A 19125-nucleotide genomic window follows, 5' to 3' on the forward strand; every position below is an offset into this window, starting at 1 on the left:
TGCGTTGCTCCTTTTATTCGGTTCGCCAACTGGACTGGCGTTGCAGTACCGGCAGATGCGCGCGGGGTTTGTCCATATCCGGCAAGGCGCTAATCAACCCTTGGGTATAGGGATGCTGCGCGTTATCCAGATCTTTAGCGGCGATGGATTCCACCACGCGCCCGGCATACATCACTAGCACACGGTCGCAGAAACTGCGCACCAGATTGATGTCGTGGCTGATAAAAATCAGCCCCAGGCCGCGCGACTGCACCAAATCATCAAGCAGCGCCAGCACCTGCAATCGCACTGAAACATCAAGTGCGGAAGTCGGTTCATCGGCAATCACCATTTCCGGATCGGTAATCAGCATCATGGCAATCATGATGCGCTGGCCCTGGCCACCGGACACTTCGTGAGGATAGAGGTTATAGACGCGTTCCGGCTGGCGAATGCGCACTACATCGAGCATCTCCAGCACTTTCTGTTTGGCCTCTTTATGGCCGACACGATGGTGCGTCAGCCACGCTTCTGCAATTTGATCGCCTACGCACATCACTGGATTGAGTGAGTATTTCGGGTCCTGCATGATCATTGAAATACGCTTGCCGCGCACATTTCGCATTTGAGCATCCGTGGCGCTGAGCAAATCTATATCGCTAAACTGTATACGGTCGGCGGTGATTTGCGCCTTTTTGGGGTGTAGCTGCAGCAGAGCGCGCCCCACGGTGGATTTTCCTGAACCAGATTCGCCCACTATCGCCAGCTTTTCGCGTCCGAGCTGGAAGGAAACGCCACGCACCGCGTGGGTTTGCTGGCGACCATTCACAAACGTGACGTTCAGGTCGCGTACATCAAGCAGGTGCGGCGAATTATTCACTGCGAGGATCGAGGATGTCACGTAGGCCATCTCCCAAGAAGTTGAATGCCAGACTATTGATCAAAATCGCCAGCCCCGGAATCGTTACGACCCACCAGCACTCCATCATGTAGGTGCGTCCGCTGGAGATCATCGCCCCCCATTCCGGCTCTGGGGGCTGTGCGCCAAGGCCTAAAAAGCCCAAACCAGCGGCGGTCAGGATGATGCCCGCCATGTTCATGGTGATACGAATAATCACCGACGGCATGCACAGCGGGACGATGTGACGACACAATACACGCACAGGAGATGCACCTTGCAGACGCACCGCAGAGATAAAATCGGCCTGCCGTAACGAGAGGGTTTCGGCGCGCGCCAGACGCGCAATCGGCGGCCAGGCGGTGAGCGTAATCGCAATCACGACGTGCTCAAGGCCGGGGCCGAGTGCCGCTACAAACGCCAACGCCAGTACCAGGCTTGGGAACGAGATGAAAATATCGGTGATGCGCATCAGTACCATATCGACTTTACCGCCAAAATATCCGGCGGCGACGCCGAGCAATAGGCCAAGCGGGCCTACCGTAACCGATACCAGCAGCACGATGTAGAGCGTGATGCGCGAGCCGTAAACAAGGCGGCTAAAAATATCCCGACCAAATTCATCTGTGCCGAACCAATATGTGGCGCTTGGTGCGGTCAGCGCGCGGTTGAGATCCTGCACCAGCGGATTATACGGCGCAATCCACGGGGCAAAAATGGCCACCATCAACAGTAAAAAGACGATACCACCGCCAATCGCCGTCAGCGGATTGCGCGCCATTTTTCCGATAAACCCCACCGCCCGCAGCCCGGCGCGTTTTACGCGTAGTGAACGCTCGTCGCCGGCGGTAAGTTGGGGTGTTCCAAAGGAAACCGTCATGATTTTGTCCTCGGATCAAAGAGTTGATAGAGCATGTCGGACAGCAGGTTCAGCAACACAAAAATCACGCCTACTACCAGCACGCAGCCCATCACCGCATTCATGTCGCCGAGCAACAGGCTGCCGGTGAGATACGAACCAAAGCCAGGCCATGAGAACACGGTTTCTATCAATACCGCGCCTTCGAGCAACGATCCGTACGCCAGCGCGACCACCGTCAGCAACTGCACCAGAATGTTGCGGAACGCGTGGTTCCAGATAACCTGGCGCTCGGTCAACCCTTTCACGCGCGCGGTAATAATGAATTCCTGCGAGAGCTGCGCCAGCATAAAGCTGCGCGTCATTCGGCTGATGTAGGCTAGCGAATGGAAGCCGAGCAGTGATGCAGGCAGAATCAGGTGGTTCAGCGCGTTAAAAAATACGGCGCTGTTACCCGCCAGTAGCGCATCCACCAGCAGCAAACCGCTGCGGCGCGGCACCACGCCATCCAGCCCTAAATCTATGCGCCCTGCACCGCCGACCCAACCGAGCCACGCGTAAAACAGCAGCAGCCCCATCATCCCGACCCAGAAAATTGGCGTCGAATAGCCGGCCAGGCTGATAATGCGCACCGCGTAATCCACCACGCTGTTACGGCGAGCCGCTGCCCACACGCCAAGAGGGATCCCTACACCCGCGCCGACGATGATCGCCACCGTCGCCAGTTCGAGCGTAGCCGGAAACACGCGCAGAATGTCGTCCACCACCGGTTTCCCGGTTAGCAGCGCGTTGCCTAAATCGCCGTGCAACAGGCCGCCGAGGTAAATCCAGAACTGTGTTGCCAGCGATTTATCGAAACCGAGTTGATGGTAAACTTGCTGATAGGTGCTTTGATCGGCGTCCGGGCCGACAATCGCCAGCACCGGGTCGATGGGCATCACGCGACCAATAAAGAACGTCAGAAGCAGCAAGCCCAAAAGGGTGACTAACACCTGGCTTACACGTTTTGTAAATCGCCGGGCGCCGCCACCCGGCGCTAACAGAATCATGCTCATCCTTTGTTCTCCCCATTTTCAGCGGGCGTTTTATAAACATCGCGCAGGAAAGTGGTGGCAGACGGGTGCGGCTGGTAATTCTGCACGTCGTTGCGTACTACCACCGAGTCGACCATTTGTGAAAGCGGGAGCAATGCCGGGATAAGCTGGTCATAACGCGTCTGAATGGCCTGATATTCCTCTCGCTGTTTCGCCGGGTCGCGTTCAACCAGTGCCTTATCGATTTGCTGATTAATCTGTTTGTCGTAGAAACCGGTGCGCCAGCCCTGGAAGTTGGTCAAACGTGCCGCGTCACTGTTGTCAGGGTTATAGACCAGCGAGCGCAAACTGGAATGCGGATGCGGTTCCACGCCACTCCCGCCGCGCCCAACCAGCATGTCGAATTTACGCTCGCGCATTGCGCCGTAAATCTGATTGCCAGTTCCCGTCACAATTTTGGCGTTGATCCCCGCCTGCAACAGCGTGGACTGCACCGAAATCGCAATATTCAGGAACGGCTGATCTGCCAGCACCCGTAGAGTGGTATCGAAACCATCCGGGTAGCCCGCTTCGGTGAGCAGCGCTTTAGCGCGGGGGATATCCAGCGCGTAGCCCGGGTCTGGCAGCGTGGCAGGCATTCCAGACTGGATTGGACGCTGGTGCAGCACGCCATAGCCCGGCATCAGCGCTTTGTTGATGCCTTGATAATCAATCAGATAACGCACCGCTTCGCGCACCTTTGGATTGGCAAAATGCGGCTCTTTCATGCTCATGGCGACGTAATAAAGGGTACCTTTTTTGACCGCATCGACCGTCATATTTGGGTCTTTTCGTAGCGCATTAACATCCGATACCGCCATGTTGCTGGCGATATCCAGGTCCCCTTTGGCAATCATCAGGCGCAAGGTTTGCGATTCCTGAAAATGACGGAAAACCACGCGGGAGAGTGTTGGTTCGCCGCGCCAGTAATCAGGGTAACGCTTCATGCGCAGCACGTCTTTTGCCTGCCACACTTCAAGGCTGAATGGGCCGGAACCCGCTTCGTTGGTGGTCAGCCATCGGTTGCCCCAGTCATCGTTTTGCACATGCTGCTCAACCGTCTTTTTGTCCAGCACCACCACGCTGCCCAATGCCGCCAGTGAGTAAATCACCAACTGCGGATCGTTGGCCTTTGGTAACGTAATTTCTACCGTTGAGGCGTCCAGCGCTTTCACCTGTTCATCAACGTTCGTTTTACTGAAACCGTAGGATTTCCATACTGATGCCTGAGCGAGATTCAGATGCAACACGCGGCGCATCGACCACACCACGTCGTCGGCGGTAAGCGCATTGCCCGAGTGGAATCGCACACCCTCGCGCAAGTGGAAAGTCAGGCGATTGCCGTCATCCGAGATTTCCCAGGATTTCGCCAGCGCCGGGCGCACGTTAGTGAGTTTTACCGGGTCTAACTCCACCAGCGAGTCATAGAGATTTACCACCAGCCCAACCACTTCGTTACCGGTCATTGCAGCCGGGTCGAGGGTCAGCAGGTTGTTCATATTCATGCCGATAATCAGCTGGTCAGGTGGCGTTTTCGCCACCGCCGAGCCGCTGCCGAACATGAACAAGAGCGTGAGCAGGCACGCGCCAAGTCGGGAGCTTCGATTCATGATAGATACCGTTTTGTAGGGTAGAGATTACTCAGGCGCTATGCGCCTGGGCTTATTATTTTTAGGGTTGTTGCAGGTCAATCTCGGCTAACTGTGTTCATCTCGATATAGTCAAAATTAATGTCTTCGCCCAGACCCGGACGCTGTGGCAAATGCACAAAACCGTCGGCATCCATCGGATCAACAATGCTGTTCAAGTAGGCTGCTGGCTCATCATATTCAAGGAATGGGTGAAGCAAGCCGCGTTCATACCAGCGGCAGTTACGAATCGCGCCGACTGCTGCCAGGCTTGCAGCCCCGTTGCCATGGATTTCACAATCCATGCCGAACGATTCTGCCAGCGCCGCCACTTTCATGGTTGGCGAAATCCCGCCGACGCCATTAGCCCCGGCACGCAGAATGTCGCAGGCACCCGCTTTCGCCCAATCGGCACGGCTGTGGTGCTTGCCGCCGAGGCTTTCAGGCCCAACAACATCAATGGATAAGTTCTCGGAAAGCCAGACGTAGGACGCCATGCTCTCTTCTTCCATCGGTTCTTCGAACCATGCAAAGTTGAGTTTTTCCAGCGCCTTACCGATGTACAACGCCTGGCTGCGGCTATACCAGTGGTAACCATCAAGCATTAAGTCGATGTCAGGACCAACGGCTTCACGCACCGCAGCGCAGGCTTTTACATCCATTTTTGGGTCTGGTGCGAACGCAACAGGTGGCATCCAGGTATGGAGTTTTATCGCCTTATAACCGCGCGCCACCAGTTTTTCAGCGAACTGGCCGAATTCATCTGGTGTGGATAAACCGCCTTCCAGTTCATCACCGCACATAGTGCTGCCATAGGCCGGAACTTTGTCGCGGAAACCGCCAAGTAACTTGTAGACCGGTACTTTCAGTTTACGGCCAATCAAATCCCACAACGCTTGTTCAACAAACGACAGTGCACGTTCGGTTAGCTGATGGGCGCTGCCACGTTGCCAATGCACCAGGTCTTGCCAGATGCGTTCACGGTTAAACGGATCTTGCCCGACCAGAACTTTGCGAAAGAAAGCATTCACCACATACGGGCGGACCACTTCAGGGGGGGCGAAAGAGTAGCCACAATCCCCTTGGTCGGTGGTAATGGTCAACATAGCCATTTTTGCGAGGCTCTCAGCGCCAGGATGAGAGTGCCCTGCGCTATCAGAGACTCGGCGGGTCGGATACGTAAAAACGGTGACGTTTACAGATTCTATTTTCACGACTGTTATTATCCTTGTTTAAATTTAAAACAGCGTTTCAACAGATACTGTATGTGTAAAAATTCACCGTCGCCTCGTCAAAAGGGGCCTAAATAGGCATGATTTTTTGGACATATGCACAAAGTGATGTGACATTTTTCACAAAATGTTATGGAGTTGTGATGGGGGTAACAGAGGGGAATTCGAAGGAAGGTTTCGTGATTTCCGTTCACCGCGGGTAAGGGCTTGCGGAAGCCCAACCCTGGTGAACGGAAAAATAGTGGCCTTGTAAAGAGTGGCCGGTCCTGCTTAATCAGGCAATCGTCACTTTTTCGTCGAGATAGACATCCTGCACGGAGTTAATCAACTTCACGCCGTCAGCCATCGATTTCTTGAAAGCTTTACGACCGAGGATCAGCCCCATCCCGCCCGCGCGTTTGTTGATAACCGCAGTACGAACGGCATCGACCTGATCGTTATCGCCTGCGGCACCGCCGGAGTTAATCAGGCCCGCGCGGCCCATATAGCAGTTCACCAGCTGGTAACGCACCAGATCGATTGGGTTGTCGGTGGTGAGTTTGCTGTACACACGCTCGTCGGTATAGCCGAAATTCACCGCTTTGTAGCCGCCGTTATTTTCCGCCATTTTCTGCTTCACGATATCCGCGCCGATGGTGGCCGCCAGATGGTTGGCCTGACCGGTTAAATCCGCAGAAACGTGGTAATCCACGCCATCTTTTTTGAAACCTGAATTACGCAGATACGCCCACAGCACGGTCACCATGCCAAGTTCATGCGCACGCTCGAAGGCCGCAGAAATCTCTTCAATCTGTCGACGTGACTCTTCCGAACCGAAATAAATCGTCGCCCCTACCGCCACTGCGCCCATGTTGAACGCCTGCTCTACGCTGGCATATAGCGTCTGGTCGAAGGTATTCGGGTAGCTCAGCGTCTCGTTGTGATTCAGCTTCACGAGGAACGGGATCCGGTGTGCGTAACGCCGCGACACGCTCGCCAGCACGCCATACGTTGAGGCCACACAGTTACAACCCGCTTCAATCGCCAGCTCAACAATGTTTTTTGGGTCGAAATAGAGTGGATTTGCAGCAAACGATGCGCCCGCTGAGTGCTCAACACCCTGGTCTACCGGTAAGATAGAGAGATAGCCGGTGCCCGCCAGACGCCCGGTGTTATACAGGGTCTGCATGTTTCGCAGTACGGCTGGGGGACGGTTGTTGTCAATCATCACGCGATCGACATAATCGGAACCGGGAAGATGGAGCTGCCCGGACGGAATGGTCATACAACGATGCTGTAAAAGGCTGTCGGCGTCTTTGCCAAGCAAATGCGCAATATCAGTCATAGCGATAACTCCCGTAAGTGCCAGCCAGGCTGGCAATGAATGTCCTGTGCCTGTTTTTCAGGCAACACTAAGCCTGGTCTCCCGAGGCAGATTTTTCCAGCGTATTCGTGCCTTTTAAGCACATTCCGCTGGATCGATTCAGGAGAGGGAAAGTGTTAAGTCGCTCAAAGAATCACCTCAAAGGTATTTAAAAGGTATTATTAAATGGTAGTGTTCAGGCGTACCTTACCTGTCATGAAGGATTTAAAGATGAAAACTACAGTAAAGCTGTCGTTCATGATGTTCGTGGAGTGGTTTATCTGGGGCGCGTGGTTTGTGCCGCTGTGGCTATGGCTGAGCAAAAACGGCTTTAGCGCCGGAGAAATCGGCTGGTCCTACGCCTGTACCGCCATCGCCGCGATCCTCTCACCTATTCTCGTCGGCTCGCTGACGGACCGCTTCTTCCCGGCGCAAAAAGTGCTGGCGGTGCTGATGTTCGCCGGGGCGATTTTGATGTTCTTCGCCGCGCAGCAAACAACGTTCAGCGGCTTCTTCCCGCTACTGCTGGCGTACTCGCTGACCTATATGCCAACCATCGCCCTGACCAACAGCATCGCGTTTTCTCACGTGCCGGACGTCGAACGCGACTTCCCACGCATTCGCGTGATGGGCACCATCGGCTGGATTGCCTCCGGCCTGGTGTGCGGTTTCCTGCCGCAGATGATGGGCTACAACGACATTTCACCGACCAGCATTCCGCTGCTGATCACCGCCGCCAGCTCTGCGTTACTGGGTGTTTTCGCGCTATTCCTGCCGAATACGCCACCGAAAAGCACCGGAAAAATGAGCCTGAAAGTGATGCTCGGATTAGATGCGCTGGTGCTGCTGCGCGACAAAAATTTCCTCGTCTTTTTCTTCTGCTCGTTCCTGTTCGCGATGCCGCTGGCGTTCTATTACATCTTCGCCAACGGTTATCTGACCGAAGTCGGGATGCACAACGCCACCGGCTGGATGACGCTCGGCCAGTTTTCCGAAATCTTCTTTATGCTGGCGCTGCCGTTCTTCATAAAGCGTTTTGGTATTAAAAAGGTATTATTGCTTGGTCTGGTAACAGCGGCAATTCGCTACGGCTTCTTTGTCTACGGCGGCGCAGAACAATACTTTACCTATGGCCTGCTTTTCCTTGGGATTCTGCTGCACGGCGTGAGCTACGATTTTTACTACGTCACCGCGTATATCTACGTCGACAAAAAAACCCCGGTTCACATGCGCACCGCCGCGCAGGGTTTGATTACCCTCTGCTGCCAGGGATTCGGCAGCCTGCTCGGCTACCGTCTCGGCGGCGTGATGATGGAAAAAATGTTCGCCTACAAGACGCCCGTTAATGGACTGACCTTTAACTGGGCAGGCATGTGGACTTTCGGCGCAATAATGATAGCGGTGATTGCCGTGCTGTTTATGCTGTTCTTCCGCGAATCGGATAAAGACATTACCGCCATCCACGTCGACAACGACGAACGCGACATGGCGATGACACATGAGGAAGTGAAATGAAACACCAACGAATTCTCGGTGCCCTGTACGGTCAGGCGTTAGGCGATGCGATGGGGATGCCCTCTGAACTGTGGCCTCGCTCCCGCGTGAAAGCGCACTTCGGCTGGATCGATCGTTTTCTCGATGGCCCGGCGGAGAACAACGCCGCCTGTTATTTCAAACGCGCGGAGTTTACCGACGACACGTCGATGGCGCTGTGTCTGGCGGATGCGCTGATCGAATGCGACGGCGACATCGTCCCGGACGTGATTGGCCGCCACATTCTGGCATGGGCGGAAGGCTTTGACGCCTTCAACAAAAACGTGCTCGGCCCAACCTCAAAAATCGCGCTGAACGCCATTCGTGACGGCAAACCGGTCAGTGAACTGGAAAACAACGGCGTGACCAACGGTGCGGCAATGCGCGTTTCGCCGCTCGGCTGCGTGTTACCCACCACCTGTCTCGACACCTTTATTGATGCGATTGCGCTGGCCTCAAGCCCGACACATAAATCCGATTTGGCGATTGCCGGAGCGACGGTGATCGGCTGGGCTGTTTCCCGCGCAGTGGACGGTGAAAGCTGGCAAAACATTGTCGATGCCCTGCCCGCCGTCGCGCGTCAGGCACAGGAAAAACGCGTCACCACCTTCAACGCGTCGCTGGCCATGCGTATCGAACTGGCGCTGAAAACCGTTCGTGAAGCACACGGCGTGGAATCGGCCAGCGAACAGCTTTATCAACTGGTCGGGGCGGGCACCAGCACCCTCGAATCGGTCGCCTGTGCGGTAGCGATGGTCGAACTGGCACAGACGGACCCGAACCGCTGCGCCATGTTATGCGCCAACCTCGGCGGCGACACCGACACTATCGGTGCGATGGCGACGGCAATTTGCGGCGCGCTGCACGGCATTGACGGTATCGACCCGGCGCTGAAGCAGGAACTCGACGATGTGAATCAACTGGACTTTGGCGGCTACGCCACGGCCCTGCTGGGCTACCGTCAACGGCGGGAGGAGACATGCTGAGCGACACCCTGAGCGAGCTTCGTCAGAAACGCCCGGTGACGGTCATTGGCTCGGCGGTGATTGACGTCATCGCCGACGCCTATGCCCTGCCGTGGCGCGGCTGCGATATCGAATTACAACAGCAAAGCGTCAATATTGGCGGCTGCGCGCTGAACGTCGCCGTGGCGCTGAAACGTCTGGGCATTGATGCCTGCAACGCCCTGCCGCTCGGCCAAGGCGTATGGGCTGACATCGTACGCAACAATCTTTCCCGCCAGGGTATTAGCAGCATTATCGACACCGACAAAGGCGATAACGGCTGGTGTCTGGCGCTGGTCGAGCCGGACGGAGAACGCACGTTTATGTCGTTCACCGGGGTGGAAAACGCCTGGAATGACGACTGGCTGGCGCGTCTGCCGCGTGACACAAACGGGCTGGTGTATCTTTCCGGTTATCAGCTCACCGCACCCTGCGCTGAGCTGCTGATTAGCTGGCTGGAAACGACGCCCGGTGTAACGGCACTGATTGATTTCGGGCCGCGCATTGCCGATGTGCCACCTGCGCTGTTCGCGCGGATCATGGCCTGTCAGCCCATAATTACGCTCAACCGTCAGGAAGCGGAGATCGTCGCCGAACAGCAGCAGCTGTCGAAGGACATCAGCGAATTGGGCACAGCCTGGCTTACACGCTGGAATGCGCCATTGATTGTGCGTCAGGATAAAGACGGGGCATGGCATTTCAGTGCCGAAAAATGTGGGCAAGCGAAAGCATTTCCAACGACGGTGGTCGACACCATCGGCGCCGGCGACAGCCATGCGGGCGGCGTGCTGGCGGGTTTATCCGCAGGCTGGTCGCTGGCCGACGCTGTGACGCTTGGTAACGCGGTGGCGTCGTGGGTGGTCAGCCACCGGGGCGGCGACTGCGCACCTACGCGCGAGGAATTACTCCTCGCACACAAACACGTATAAATCGCTGCGGCAGTAGCTGATGCTGTACTCAATCGGCCGCTGCTGCTGATCCAGCGCCACCTGTTTGATCACCAGCACCGGGATTTTGTCATCCATTTTGATGTGCGACTGAAACTCAGCGTCCGGCATCCGGGCGCTGACTCGCGAGCGAGTCCGCTGCGGGAAAATATGCTGGCTGCGAAAGTAGTCATACAGCGAAATACCGATGTCATCGGCGTCCGCAATCAGGTGCGATGGTACCCACGACTCTTCAATCGACACCGCTTCTTCATCCACGTAGCGAATGCGCTTGAGCAAAAACACCTCGCTTTTCGGTGCCAGCGCCAGCTGCTCGGCCACTTCCGGCGGGCATTCAACTACCCGTTTATTGACCCACAGCGTGTCCGGTTTTTTGCCGCGTAGCACCACCTGCTGAGAAAACCCCCGCGCTTCTTTCAGCGAGTATTCAAAGATGTTGTTGATTTGCGTCCCGTAGCCTCGGGCGCGCGTCACCACACCTTCGTCTTCCAGCGTTTGCATCGCCTTTCGCACGGTAATGCGCGATACACCGGTCAGCTGGCTGAGGTCGCGCTCGCCGGGCAGAATATTGCCGTGCTCAAGCCAACCGCTACGCACCGCGTTCTTCACCGTTTCGGCAAATTTCAGGTACAGCGGCGTGTTATCGGCGGCGGCGATGCGCTCGTTCAGTTGGGCGAGAAGCCGGGTATGCGCTTGTTCCATCTCTGGTTTTCCTGACAGACTGTTTCAGCCAGTATACTACCACCACGCGTGAAAATGATGCACCGGGCCAATTCCGTGACCGACCTCCAGAGAATCCGCCGCGGAAAGCGCCGCCGACAACCAGCGCTTGGCTTCAGGCACTGTTTCCAGCCAGTTTGCGTGGCGAGGACGCAGCGCCGCTAACGCCGCCGACAGCGTGCAGCCGGTGCCGTGGGTATTTTTGGTCTGCACGCGCGGCGCGGTGAACCGCGTTTCTCCATCAGCGGTAAACAGCCAGTCCGGGCTTTCAGCATCATCCAGATGACCGCCCTTCATCAGTACCGCTTCGCAGCCCAGCGCCCGCAGCGCGCGGCCCTGCTCGATCATTTCGCGTTCGTTTTGCGCGTGCGGCGTATCCAGCAGCGCGGCGGCCTCCGGCAAATTTGGCGTAATCAATGAAACCTGCGGTAGCAGTCGGCTGCGCAATGTAGCGACCGCTGAGGCAGACAAAAGTGGATCGCCGCTTTTCGCCAGCATGACGGTGTCGAGCACCACGTTTTCGATGCGATAGCGCGCCAGGCGTTCCGCAACGGCTTCCACGATATCCGTTTCCGCCAGCATCCCAATTTTAGTGGTGTCAATGCGCACGTCGCTGAACACCGAATCCAGCTGGGCTGCGACAAAATCGGGTTCGATCCGATAAACCGATTGCACGCCGCGCGTATTCTGCGCCACCAGCGCGGTGATGACCGAACAGCCGTAAGCGCCAAGCGCCGAGAAAGTTTTCAGGTCTGCCTGAATCCCTGCCCCACCGCTCGGGTCTGTTCCGGCGATGGTGAGCGCGTTAATCCGTTTCATGGCTGACCCTCCGCGTTAAGCGCGTCGAGGAAGGCGGCGACAAAACTGCCTGGCCCGTGGCTGTTTTCCGTCGCCACACGTCCGGCGCGTTTCATCATGCCGCAGGCGGCAGCCACGTTATCCAGTGCATCGCCCGGCAGCACACAGCACGCGGCGACCACGGCCGAAAGCGCACAGCCGGTGCCAACCACCCGCGTCATTAACGCATCACCGCCGGTTATCATCAGCGTCCGGCGCCCGTCAGTGACGTAATCCACTTCACCGGTGACCGCAACCAGAGTTGAATATTGACGCGCCAGCGCCTGAGCCGCCGGTAATGCGGCGGCGGCAGTGTCGGTGGCATCGACCCCGCGTCCGCCGTGGCTCATACCTGCCAGCGCCATGATTTCAGAGGCATTGCCCCGAATAGCCGCCGGACGCAGCGCCAACAGCTGCTGACAAAATTCAGTCCGCAAACTCAGCGCACCAACCGCTACCGGGTCCAGCGTCCAGGGCGTGTTATTGGCGTTGGCACTGTCTACGGCTAAACGCATTGCGTGCGCGCGTTCCTGCGTCAGCGTACCGACATTAATCAGCAGTGCATCAGCGAGAGCGGCAAACTGTGGGGCTTCCTGGGCATCAATCACCATCGCCGGAGATGCACCCAGCGCCAGCAAAACATTGGCCGTGAAGGTTTGCACCACGTCATTAGTCATACAGTGAACGAGTGGCGAACGGTCGCGAAAATGATGTGAAGTGTGCGCAAGCTGCGCGGAACTTAGCAGTTTAGGTTGCATGGTACGCTCCTGCCAGTCGGTAAGAAGCGATACCCTGCGAGGGTCTCTGACTTCCCTACGCTGGCATTATCCAGATCAGGTGGTACGGGTATTTCTCAGCCTTCACAAAGAAGGGCACCCCGAGTCATTTACTACAAATTAGCTTACTTTTTGCCAGCTTAGGGGAAGTTGCTTGCTGTTGCAAGCCCGCCCTATCGGGTCTCGCTTCTTCACGCTGTACCCCATCCCGACGACGCACCAGACCATCATTTCCAGCAGCAGGCGGCGTTTACGCACAGTGACAGTGCCGGATTCGGCAAGGCAACGGGAGATGGGCTCAGGGTCGAGGTAATCCCCGAGAGAAGTCAGTGGGTTACGTAAAGAGTGGTAGTGTGAAACGAGATCAACTGCCTGTTCAATGTGCATAAAAAAATCCGGAAACGGGTAAGCATTTCCGGATTCTTACACAACCACTGGATCGGCATTACGGCATTCCGCCGGCATCTTTTTACTAAATTATTATCATGGCTGTAATTTGTGGCGAATGGTTTTGACGTTTGGACTGACCTCACCCCAATAGACGATCCTGCCCTATAGTTGGACTGGGGATATACCTCAGAGGTTTTTAACTATCGACATACTGATCGACTCAGATTTTTTTAAATTCGATGAGGTGTAGTAATCGAAATCCACATTGCCACAGATAAATAGACCGTAGTCAGCCAATCCCAGATATGTGACACTCGGCCCAATTTTTCCTTCCCGTGATTCTGCATAATCCGACTTTCGCCATGCATTCATACTGTATGCATGATGGATGCCGGCAAACAGATCAGGACGAACCTGATAACCCGCAGCGATATCCATCAACGTGACACTCAGTCCTCCGCGCAGTTTTTCGTACTGCCCTTCGTCTGTTTCAGTTTGATTCTGGTTATGCGACGCATAGAACAGTTCAACCGGGTTAGCCGTGATGCCTATTTTATCTATCTGGATCCAGTTAGCCCAACTCAAGCTGTAAGAGTATTGGTTAGCCCCGGCACCATACCCGGCCGTTTTGCTGCTGCCATTAGGGAAGTTCATCGTCAGGGTCGGGCTGGTCCAGAATGTCCGGTATCCTGGATCTCCAGGGTGTTTTCCATTGTCTGGCGTCACAACCTGATAGTAATATTCAAAGCCAACACCAGGGGCTGAAATCCCTCCGCCATTTGCTCCAGGAGCATCGTGGGTGTTGGCGTAGCCTGTATTCACGCCAACCCAGAACTCATACTGATCACGGGTCGTACCCGTGGCCCCGGTTTCGGTGAAATAACTGAGTTCGTTATAGGTTGCTATCGAATTTGAGTCAGGCGCGGTGTGCGTGAATTCAGGGTACTCTTCAAGCGCCCAGGAGCCTGGCTTACCCGCCTGGCCGAAACCAATAAACTCTTCTGCCATAGCTTGTATCGAGACAGAGGACAACGAGAGTACGGCGAGCGCGATAACCTGTTTACTGCGGGATGACATCGGATTTCCTTTTAGTACTGATCTTTTAATTTTTAGTGTTACACCGCAGAGTCAGGCGCAAATTTGCGACCCAGCATCTCTTCGAAGGGACGGTAGAGTTCAGGCATAAACATCGTGCGGGAGAGCAACAGATTTTGCGCAGGTACACGCACCACACGGATCTCCATCCCTTCGCGCACATGGGCAGAAACCAAAGGTTTACCCTCATCGCTGAATGTCATGAGCAGATCAGGGAAACAGGCAATGGTTTGATTATCTTGCTCTAATGTCATGTATTCATTAACAAAACTCAGGCTTGTTTTTGCAGTGTCATTTAATACAACACAGCCGAGATCCAGGCCGCCCTGCTGTTCACAGCGATACTGACTGACCGTCCCACGCGCAATTTCTCGCCCCTGTAAAAAGCGCACCGCGCCGTCATAACCGCTATCCAGCCAGGCATGCCCCAGTTTGATTGCCTGGCTAATCGCGCCGGGTGCACCGTGGCGACTGGCATAGTCAACCGTGACAGGATTACGCGCGACGGCAACTATACCCCCGGCTTCGACGGACGCACGACGCACCACGCCGGAAGCTTGTTCAAGGCCGCCCTGTGCCATCCCTTCTACGTAATGATCAGCATCGCCACCTGCCCAGGCCTGAACAGAGCGATAGCCTTCTTCACGATGCAGTCCGAGTGAGCCCATCATGCCGCTAGGGTGCGCCCGACCGTTGCATGCCAAATCTATAACCGGTAAACCGCACATCGCGGCATGAAACCAGCCATTAGAGGTTGTTTCCGCGCCGTTTTCATTGGTGTTCAGGGCGACCAGTTGTTGATTTTTAGGCAACGCCTCACGCAGGAGTTCGATGGTACGGATCAAATGAACCGGTTTAAGGCAGGGATTGGGCGCTGCAGGTGCGCCGACAAGCGCAACGGTCGCAGTCAGGTTGTCAGGTGAGAATTCGTCGGTACTCCACAACGATACCTCTCCTACCGCCAGCGCAAATGTCGCGGCTTTTTCTCCGGCAGCGATCAATCCACCACCACCTCCGCCGAGGATAGCCCCACCATAGACAGCGGCCTGAATATCATCGGTTGTTATTTTACGTTTCATATAAGAGGTCTCTTGTCAGCTAAAGGGCTATTTACGCAACGCACCTACGGCGCTACTGAAGAAACTGAGCAGGGCATCACCGGCAATAACACCACCGGCAAAGACTTCAAGTCCTTCACGTTGTTCCGGTTTTAGGCACCGGGCTACCACCACACGTAGCAGTATCCCAAGTGCAACCATCCAGCCTGCCAGTGGACTGGCGATCAGCAAGCCAGTGGCAAAAAGCACCCCAAGCTGGCGTCGGGATCCGCCTAAAAATTGCAGCAGAGCTCCAGGAATGGCCCATAACATCAGTTGGTGAGCAACATTGGTGGAGATTCCTGCTTTGATCGTCGCGACATAGGCGGCGTCAATCGGAGCGAATTGATGGTTATTGAAGTAAAGGCGGTGACTGATGGCCACCACCACAATGGCGACCCCGAAGCCAATCATCGCTGCAAGCAACTGTTCCCGTCGCCCTGCCTGCTCGAACTGCGGACTGCTTCCGGTCCGCAGGATAGTGCCCGCTTTCAGGTCGAATCCCATGTCAGCAAATGCCGGTCCCGTGGCAGTAGAGAAGCCCGCCAGAACGACCAGCGCCTCCGGTGGGAAACCAATTAACATCCCGATAAGTAAAGTGATCAGCGCCACAGCAAACGCCGGAAACCAGCCGGAGTGCATTGCCGCGATACCGACAATAAGCTCATGAACGAAGGCCACAGCAGCGCCATAAATCACAAAGCACAGCAGCATGGTCACGCTCATATGCATATACAAGCCGGTACTGAGCGTCAGTAAGATCATGATCAGCAAATAGCCTATCCCGCCAAGACGCAGCGCCTGACCCAACCGGGCCTGACCATTATCTGAACGACTTTTCTTCTTGCTCAGAACGATCTTTGAGACTTGCAATAACGCCACCAGGCCCGCACCAATCATCATGCCATGAGGTAAATAGAGGCTTTCAATATCCACCCCAAAGTAGGTCAGCGAATATCCACGGATCAGTAAGCCAGCGCCGAAGGCAACCATCGCGCCGAAACCACCAATCAGCGCCACACCAAATGCCGACATCGGTAAATGGAAAAGTGCGCCAGCAGCACCGGTGGCTAATCCGCCCAGCAGAGTCCACGCCTGTTTTCCGCCTTCATCACCTGCCCGAATGGCTTCTGCTGCGGCCACTCCGGGCGGCCAGGGGTTGCTGGCCGGAAAAGCGGGCGTGTCATACATCCGGTAAAGCAGCCAGGCGTCCAGCAGCATCGCCAGGCTAATCCCCACGAGCATCGGCGTCACCATCTCAGGCAAACCAAACAACCATGGGATACCTATGGGCAGAAACAAGCTGTTGGCCGCACCAAAAGTGGCTGAAGAGATACTGGTTTGCGCCAGGTTTTGCACATGCACAGAACGGAAACCACGGAACAGGCGCAGCGGTAGTCGGGAGAGTGACATCGCAGCCAGCGCACCGATCAGAGATGTACTGGGCGTGATACCCAGACTTGCCAGCATCTGTATTCCGATCACCGCCCCAAAGATGCTGAGAATCACGACCAGGATCAGATTCGTCGGTGCCAGTGCTCTGGGATGGGCGCAGGGAAGCTCCTCCGCACCACTCTCTTTCGTTGGAGAGATCATTGGGTGAGTCATTGTCGTGTTGCTCCGGCAAGCAGGTAAAAATCGACATTATCCCTGCAAGCGTGTTTGTTGTTGTGAAGTTGTTCCATTATATGGAACTATGTTCTTATATTTGGATAAATAATATGTTGCCCTTCTGTTGCATTGTCAAGCACACTAAATGCAAGTAGGCATGGCCCGATGAAAGGAAAGCGATGAGCACGTTGGCGAATGCAAGAGATGTTCTGCAACTAATTGCCCGGTTGCAAAGAAGCGTCACGGTAACTGATGTCACAAATGAGTTAGGCCTGGCGAAAAGTTCAGCCTCCCGCACACTCAGTTCCATGGCGCAGTATGGTTTTCTGGAGCGGGATTTGACGACTCGGGCTTATCGCCCAGGTTCTGTGATCATGGAAGCCTCGTGGCAGTTCCGTGCCTCACATACCGCCTCCTCTTTGGTGGAGGAAGAGCTGGAATCGCTGGTGGGTGGTTCCGGTTATACCGGCTATCTCAACGTGCTCGATGGTACCGATGTTATCGTGATCAATATGCGCCCCGGCACGCGCACATTGCAGGTTTATACCCCTCCAGGAACACGGGCTCCGGCCTGGGCGAGTGCCGCGGGGCGTGCGCTACTGGCCACTCTGCCCGGAGATGAACTGGCCACCCTGTTGCCAGGCCACTTTACGCAGCGTTTGGGGAATGAACCACAATCACTGGAAGAAGTGCATATCCGTATCGCAGAGATCAAAAAAACGGGCTGGGCGCTTTCGCGTGGAGAGTATGTCCAGGGTATCGCGGGGATCTCCGCCGCGGTGTGCGATCCAAATAGCGGACAACGTTACGGCTTTGGTCTGGCGATCCCTCGTGAAGAGTTGAGTGATGAGTTGATTGCTTGTTGGGGAGGCGCGGTGCGTGACGCTGCGCTCCGGCTGGGGAAACTGTTGGGCGACCCTTTCTGGCTTTCATTCCCGCAATATTGATGGTCGGGCAGTCCGTTAATGGTTTACTTATGCCGGTTACAATTCATGTCTCGTCAGTAGGCAGAACGATTAATCCGCAGTGACAGCTGCGCATGTGGCCTTTTATATATCTTTTATTTACCAATAAGTTGAAGAAATTTTGCGCGTTAACGTCGGGATTGTGGGTACGAAATACCGCAGAAATAAGGTATAAAGCCGCATGAAAATTCCAAACAGAATCCAGCCTCTGGTCGATGATGGCGCGGTTGACGCTGTCCTCCAGCGCCTGAAGAGCGGTAAAGAAGCTGACGTGTACACTGTTTTATGCGGTGGCAAAATCCAATGTGCAAAAGTCTACAAAGAGGCCGCACAACGTAGTTTTAAGCAGGCAGTGCATTATCAGGAAGGTCGAAAAGTTCGTAACTCGCGTAGTACCCGCGCCATGCAAAAAGGCTCCAAATTCGGGCGCAAGCAGCAGGAAGAGACCTGGCAAATGGCTGAGGTTGATGCTTTGTTCCGTCTCGCAGATGCCGGAGTGCGTGTTCCGCAGCCCTATATGTGTATCGACGGCGTGTTATTGATGGAACTGGTAACTGATGCTGATGGCGCGGTTGCTCCACGCCTTAGCGATGTGACCTTGACCAAAGAAATGGCTGTTACTGATTTCGATACGATGATCCGCAACATCGTGCGCATGCTGTGTGCAGGCCTGGTGCATGGGGACTTATCGGAATTTAACGTGCTACTTGATGCAAACGGGCCGGTCATCATCGATTTGCCACAAGCGGTGGATGCTGCCGCAAACAACCATGCTGAGTCGATGTTTGAACGCGATGTGAATAACATCACCGCCTACTATGGTCAATTCGACCCACAATTACTGCAAACACGTTATGCGAAAGAAATCTGGGCGTTATATGAAGACGGAAAATTAACTCCAGAAACGCCACTGACCGGCCTGTTCGTCGAAGAGGATCATGATGTGGATATGGATTCACTGGTTGATGAAATTATTGCTGCTGAAGATGAGTTTTACGATCGTAAGCGCGCCGCGGCTTTGTTGAATAAATCGAACTTTTGCTGAGTTAAAGGATCAGATCACGCATCATCCGGCAACACGGGTCGTCCCATGGCAAAACAGAAGTTTAAAGTCACTAACTGGCGCAATTACAACAAAG

17 protein-coding genes, 2 pseudogenes and 1 riboswitch are annotated in these 19125 nt (G+C 55.2%); of the genes and pseudogenes, 6 read left to right on the top strand and 13 right to left on the bottom strand.

Annotation, left to right across the window (positions count from 1 at the left end):
• Nucleotides 1-13 precede the first annotated feature (13 nt).
• The 6 genes from MUU46_RS15850 to fbaB all read right to left on the bottom strand — a co-directional run bounded on the left by MUU46_RS15850 (nucleotide 14) and on the right by fbaB (nucleotide 6993).
• Entirely contained in the window at nucleotides 14-880 is an 867-nt protein-coding gene (locus tag MUU46_RS15850) for an ABC transporter ATP-binding protein (protein ID WP_258966023.1), read from the bottom strand.
• Nucleotides 852-1757, bottom strand: coding sequence for an ABC transporter permease (locus MUU46_RS15855; RefSeq protein WP_258965998.1), 906 nt, complete (start codon nucleotides 1755-1757; stop codon nucleotides 852-854). The genes MUU46_RS15850 and MUU46_RS15855 overlap by 29 nt, the downstream gene beginning before the upstream one ends.
• Complete coding sequence (locus MUU46_RS15860; protein WP_258965999.1) at nucleotides 1754-2791, bottom strand: ABC transporter permease; 1038 nt, start codon at nucleotides 2789-2791, stop codon at nucleotides 1754-1756. The genes MUU46_RS15855 and MUU46_RS15860 overlap by 4 nt, the downstream gene beginning before the upstream one ends.
• Entirely contained in the window at nucleotides 2788-4419 is a 1632-nt protein-coding gene (locus MUU46_RS15865; RefSeq protein WP_258966000.1) for an ABC transporter substrate-binding protein, read from the bottom strand. The genes MUU46_RS15860 and MUU46_RS15865 overlap by 4 nt, the downstream gene beginning before the upstream one ends.
• A 77-nt stretch (nucleotides 4420-4496) precedes the next feature.
• On the bottom strand, nucleotides 4497-5651 hold the full coding sequence (locus MUU46_RS15870; RefSeq protein WP_258966001.1) for a mandelate racemase family protein: 1155 nt from the start codon (nucleotides 5649-5651) through the stop codon (nucleotides 4497-4499).
• 292 nt (nucleotides 5652-5943) lie between these two features.
• Nucleotides 5944-6993, bottom strand: a complete 1050-nt coding sequence (gene fbaB / locus MUU46_RS15875; RefSeq protein ID WP_258966002.1) for a class I fructose-bisphosphate aldolase — start codon at nucleotides 6991-6993, stop codon at nucleotides 5944-5946.
• A 249-nt stretch (nucleotides 6994-7242) separates the two neighbouring features.
• On the opposite strand from fbaB, the gene MUU46_RS15880 reads away from it, so the two are divergent.
• Genes MUU46_RS15880 through MUU46_RS15890 form a run of 3 tightly spaced genes read left to right on the top strand, consistent with a single transcriptional unit; the run spans nucleotide 7243 to nucleotide 10477 of the window.
• Nucleotides 7243-8526: a nucleoside permease gene (locus tag MUU46_RS15880; protein WP_258966003.1), complete on the top strand. Its 1284-nt coding sequence runs from the start codon at nucleotides 7243-7245 to the stop codon at nucleotides 8524-8526.
• Nucleotides 8523-9530, top strand: coding sequence for an ADP-ribosylglycohydrolase family protein (locus MUU46_RS15885; protein ID WP_258966004.1), 1008 nt, complete (start codon nucleotides 8523-8525; stop codon nucleotides 9528-9530). The genes MUU46_RS15880 and MUU46_RS15885 overlap by 4 nt, the downstream gene beginning before the upstream one ends.
• Complete coding sequence (locus MUU46_RS15890; RefSeq protein ID WP_258966005.1) at nucleotides 9524-10477, top strand: PfkB family carbohydrate kinase; 954 nt, start codon at nucleotides 9524-9526, stop codon at nucleotides 10475-10477. The genes MUU46_RS15885 and MUU46_RS15890 overlap by 7 nt, the downstream gene beginning before the upstream one ends.
• Here the strand turns inward: MUU46_RS15890 and MUU46_RS15895 are convergent.
• The 7 genes and pseudogenes from MUU46_RS15895 to MUU46_RS15925 form a co-directional block, all read right to left on the bottom strand.
• Nucleotides 10451-11197 carry a GntR family transcriptional regulator gene (locus MUU46_RS15895; protein ID WP_258966006.1) on the bottom strand — a complete coding sequence of 249 codons (747 nt, stop codon included), beginning with the start codon at nucleotides 11195-11197 and terminating at the stop codon, nucleotides 10451-10453. The genes MUU46_RS15890 and MUU46_RS15895 overlap by 27 nt on opposite strands.
• A gap of 36 nt (nucleotides 11198-11233) precedes the next feature.
• The gene (gene thiD / locus MUU46_RS15900) at nucleotides 11234-12034 is read right to left on the bottom strand and encodes a bifunctional hydroxymethylpyrimidine kinase/phosphomethylpyrimidine kinase (protein ID WP_159753022.1); all 801 of its coding nucleotides are present in this window, start codon (nucleotides 12032-12034) and stop codon (nucleotides 11234-11236) included.
• Nucleotides 12031-12810, bottom strand: a complete 780-nt coding sequence (gene thiM, locus MUU46_RS15905) for a hydroxyethylthiazole kinase (RefSeq protein WP_258966007.1) — start codon at nucleotides 12808-12810, stop codon at nucleotides 12031-12033. The genes thiD and thiM overlap by 4 nt, the downstream gene beginning before the upstream one ends.
• Nucleotides 12811-12845: 35 nt before the next feature.
• A riboswitch (TPP riboswitch) is annotated at nucleotides 12846-12942 on the bottom strand.
• Between the two features lie 27 nt (nucleotides 12943-12969).
• Nucleotides 12970-13215 (bottom strand): annotated as a pseudogene (locus MUU46_RS15910) (transposase domain-containing protein); the annotation flags it as partial.
• A gap of 189 nt (nucleotides 13216-13404) precedes the next feature.
• Complete coding sequence (locus MUU46_RS15915; RefSeq protein WP_258966008.1) at nucleotides 13405-14295, bottom strand: hypothetical protein; 891 nt, start codon at nucleotides 14293-14295, stop codon at nucleotides 13405-13407.
• 38 nt (nucleotides 14296-14333) lie between these two features.
• A complete protein-coding gene (locus tag MUU46_RS15920) occupies nucleotides 14334-15392 on the bottom strand; it encodes an S-methyl thiohydantoin desulfurase domain-containing protein (RefSeq protein ID WP_159753016.1) in 1059 nt (352 codons plus the stop codon).
• A 27-nt stretch (nucleotides 15393-15419) separates the two neighbouring features.
• Nucleotides 15420-17018, bottom strand: a complete 1599-nt coding sequence (locus MUU46_RS15925; protein ID WP_258966009.1) for an OPT/YSL family transporter — start codon at nucleotides 17016-17018, stop codon at nucleotides 15420-15422.
• A gap of 182 nt (nucleotides 17019-17200) precedes the next feature.
• On the opposite strand from MUU46_RS15925, the gene MUU46_RS15930 reads away from it, so the two are divergent.
• From MUU46_RS15930 to MUU46_RS23110, 3 genes and pseudogenes are all read left to right on the top strand, one after another.
• Nucleotides 17201-17968 (top strand): IclR family transcriptional regulator, encoded by a 768-nt coding sequence (locus MUU46_RS15930; protein WP_159753014.1) that lies wholly within the window; start codon nucleotides 17201-17203, stop codon nucleotides 17966-17968.
• A gap of 199 nt (nucleotides 17969-18167) precedes the next feature.
• Entirely contained in the window at nucleotides 18168-19031 is an 864-nt protein-coding gene (locus tag MUU46_RS15935) for a PA4780 family RIO1-like protein kinase (RefSeq protein WP_258966010.1), read from the top strand.
• Nucleotides 19012-19125 (top strand): annotated as a pseudogene (locus tag MUU46_RS23110) (hypothetical protein); the annotation flags it as partial. The gene MUU46_RS15935 and the pseudogene MUU46_RS23110, both read left to right, overlap by 20 nt.

This window comes from Scandinavium tedordense (genome assembly GCF_024764965.1).
Classification (GTDB): domain Bacteria; phylum Pseudomonadota; class Gammaproteobacteria; order Enterobacterales; family Enterobacteriaceae; genus Scandinavium; species Scandinavium tedordense.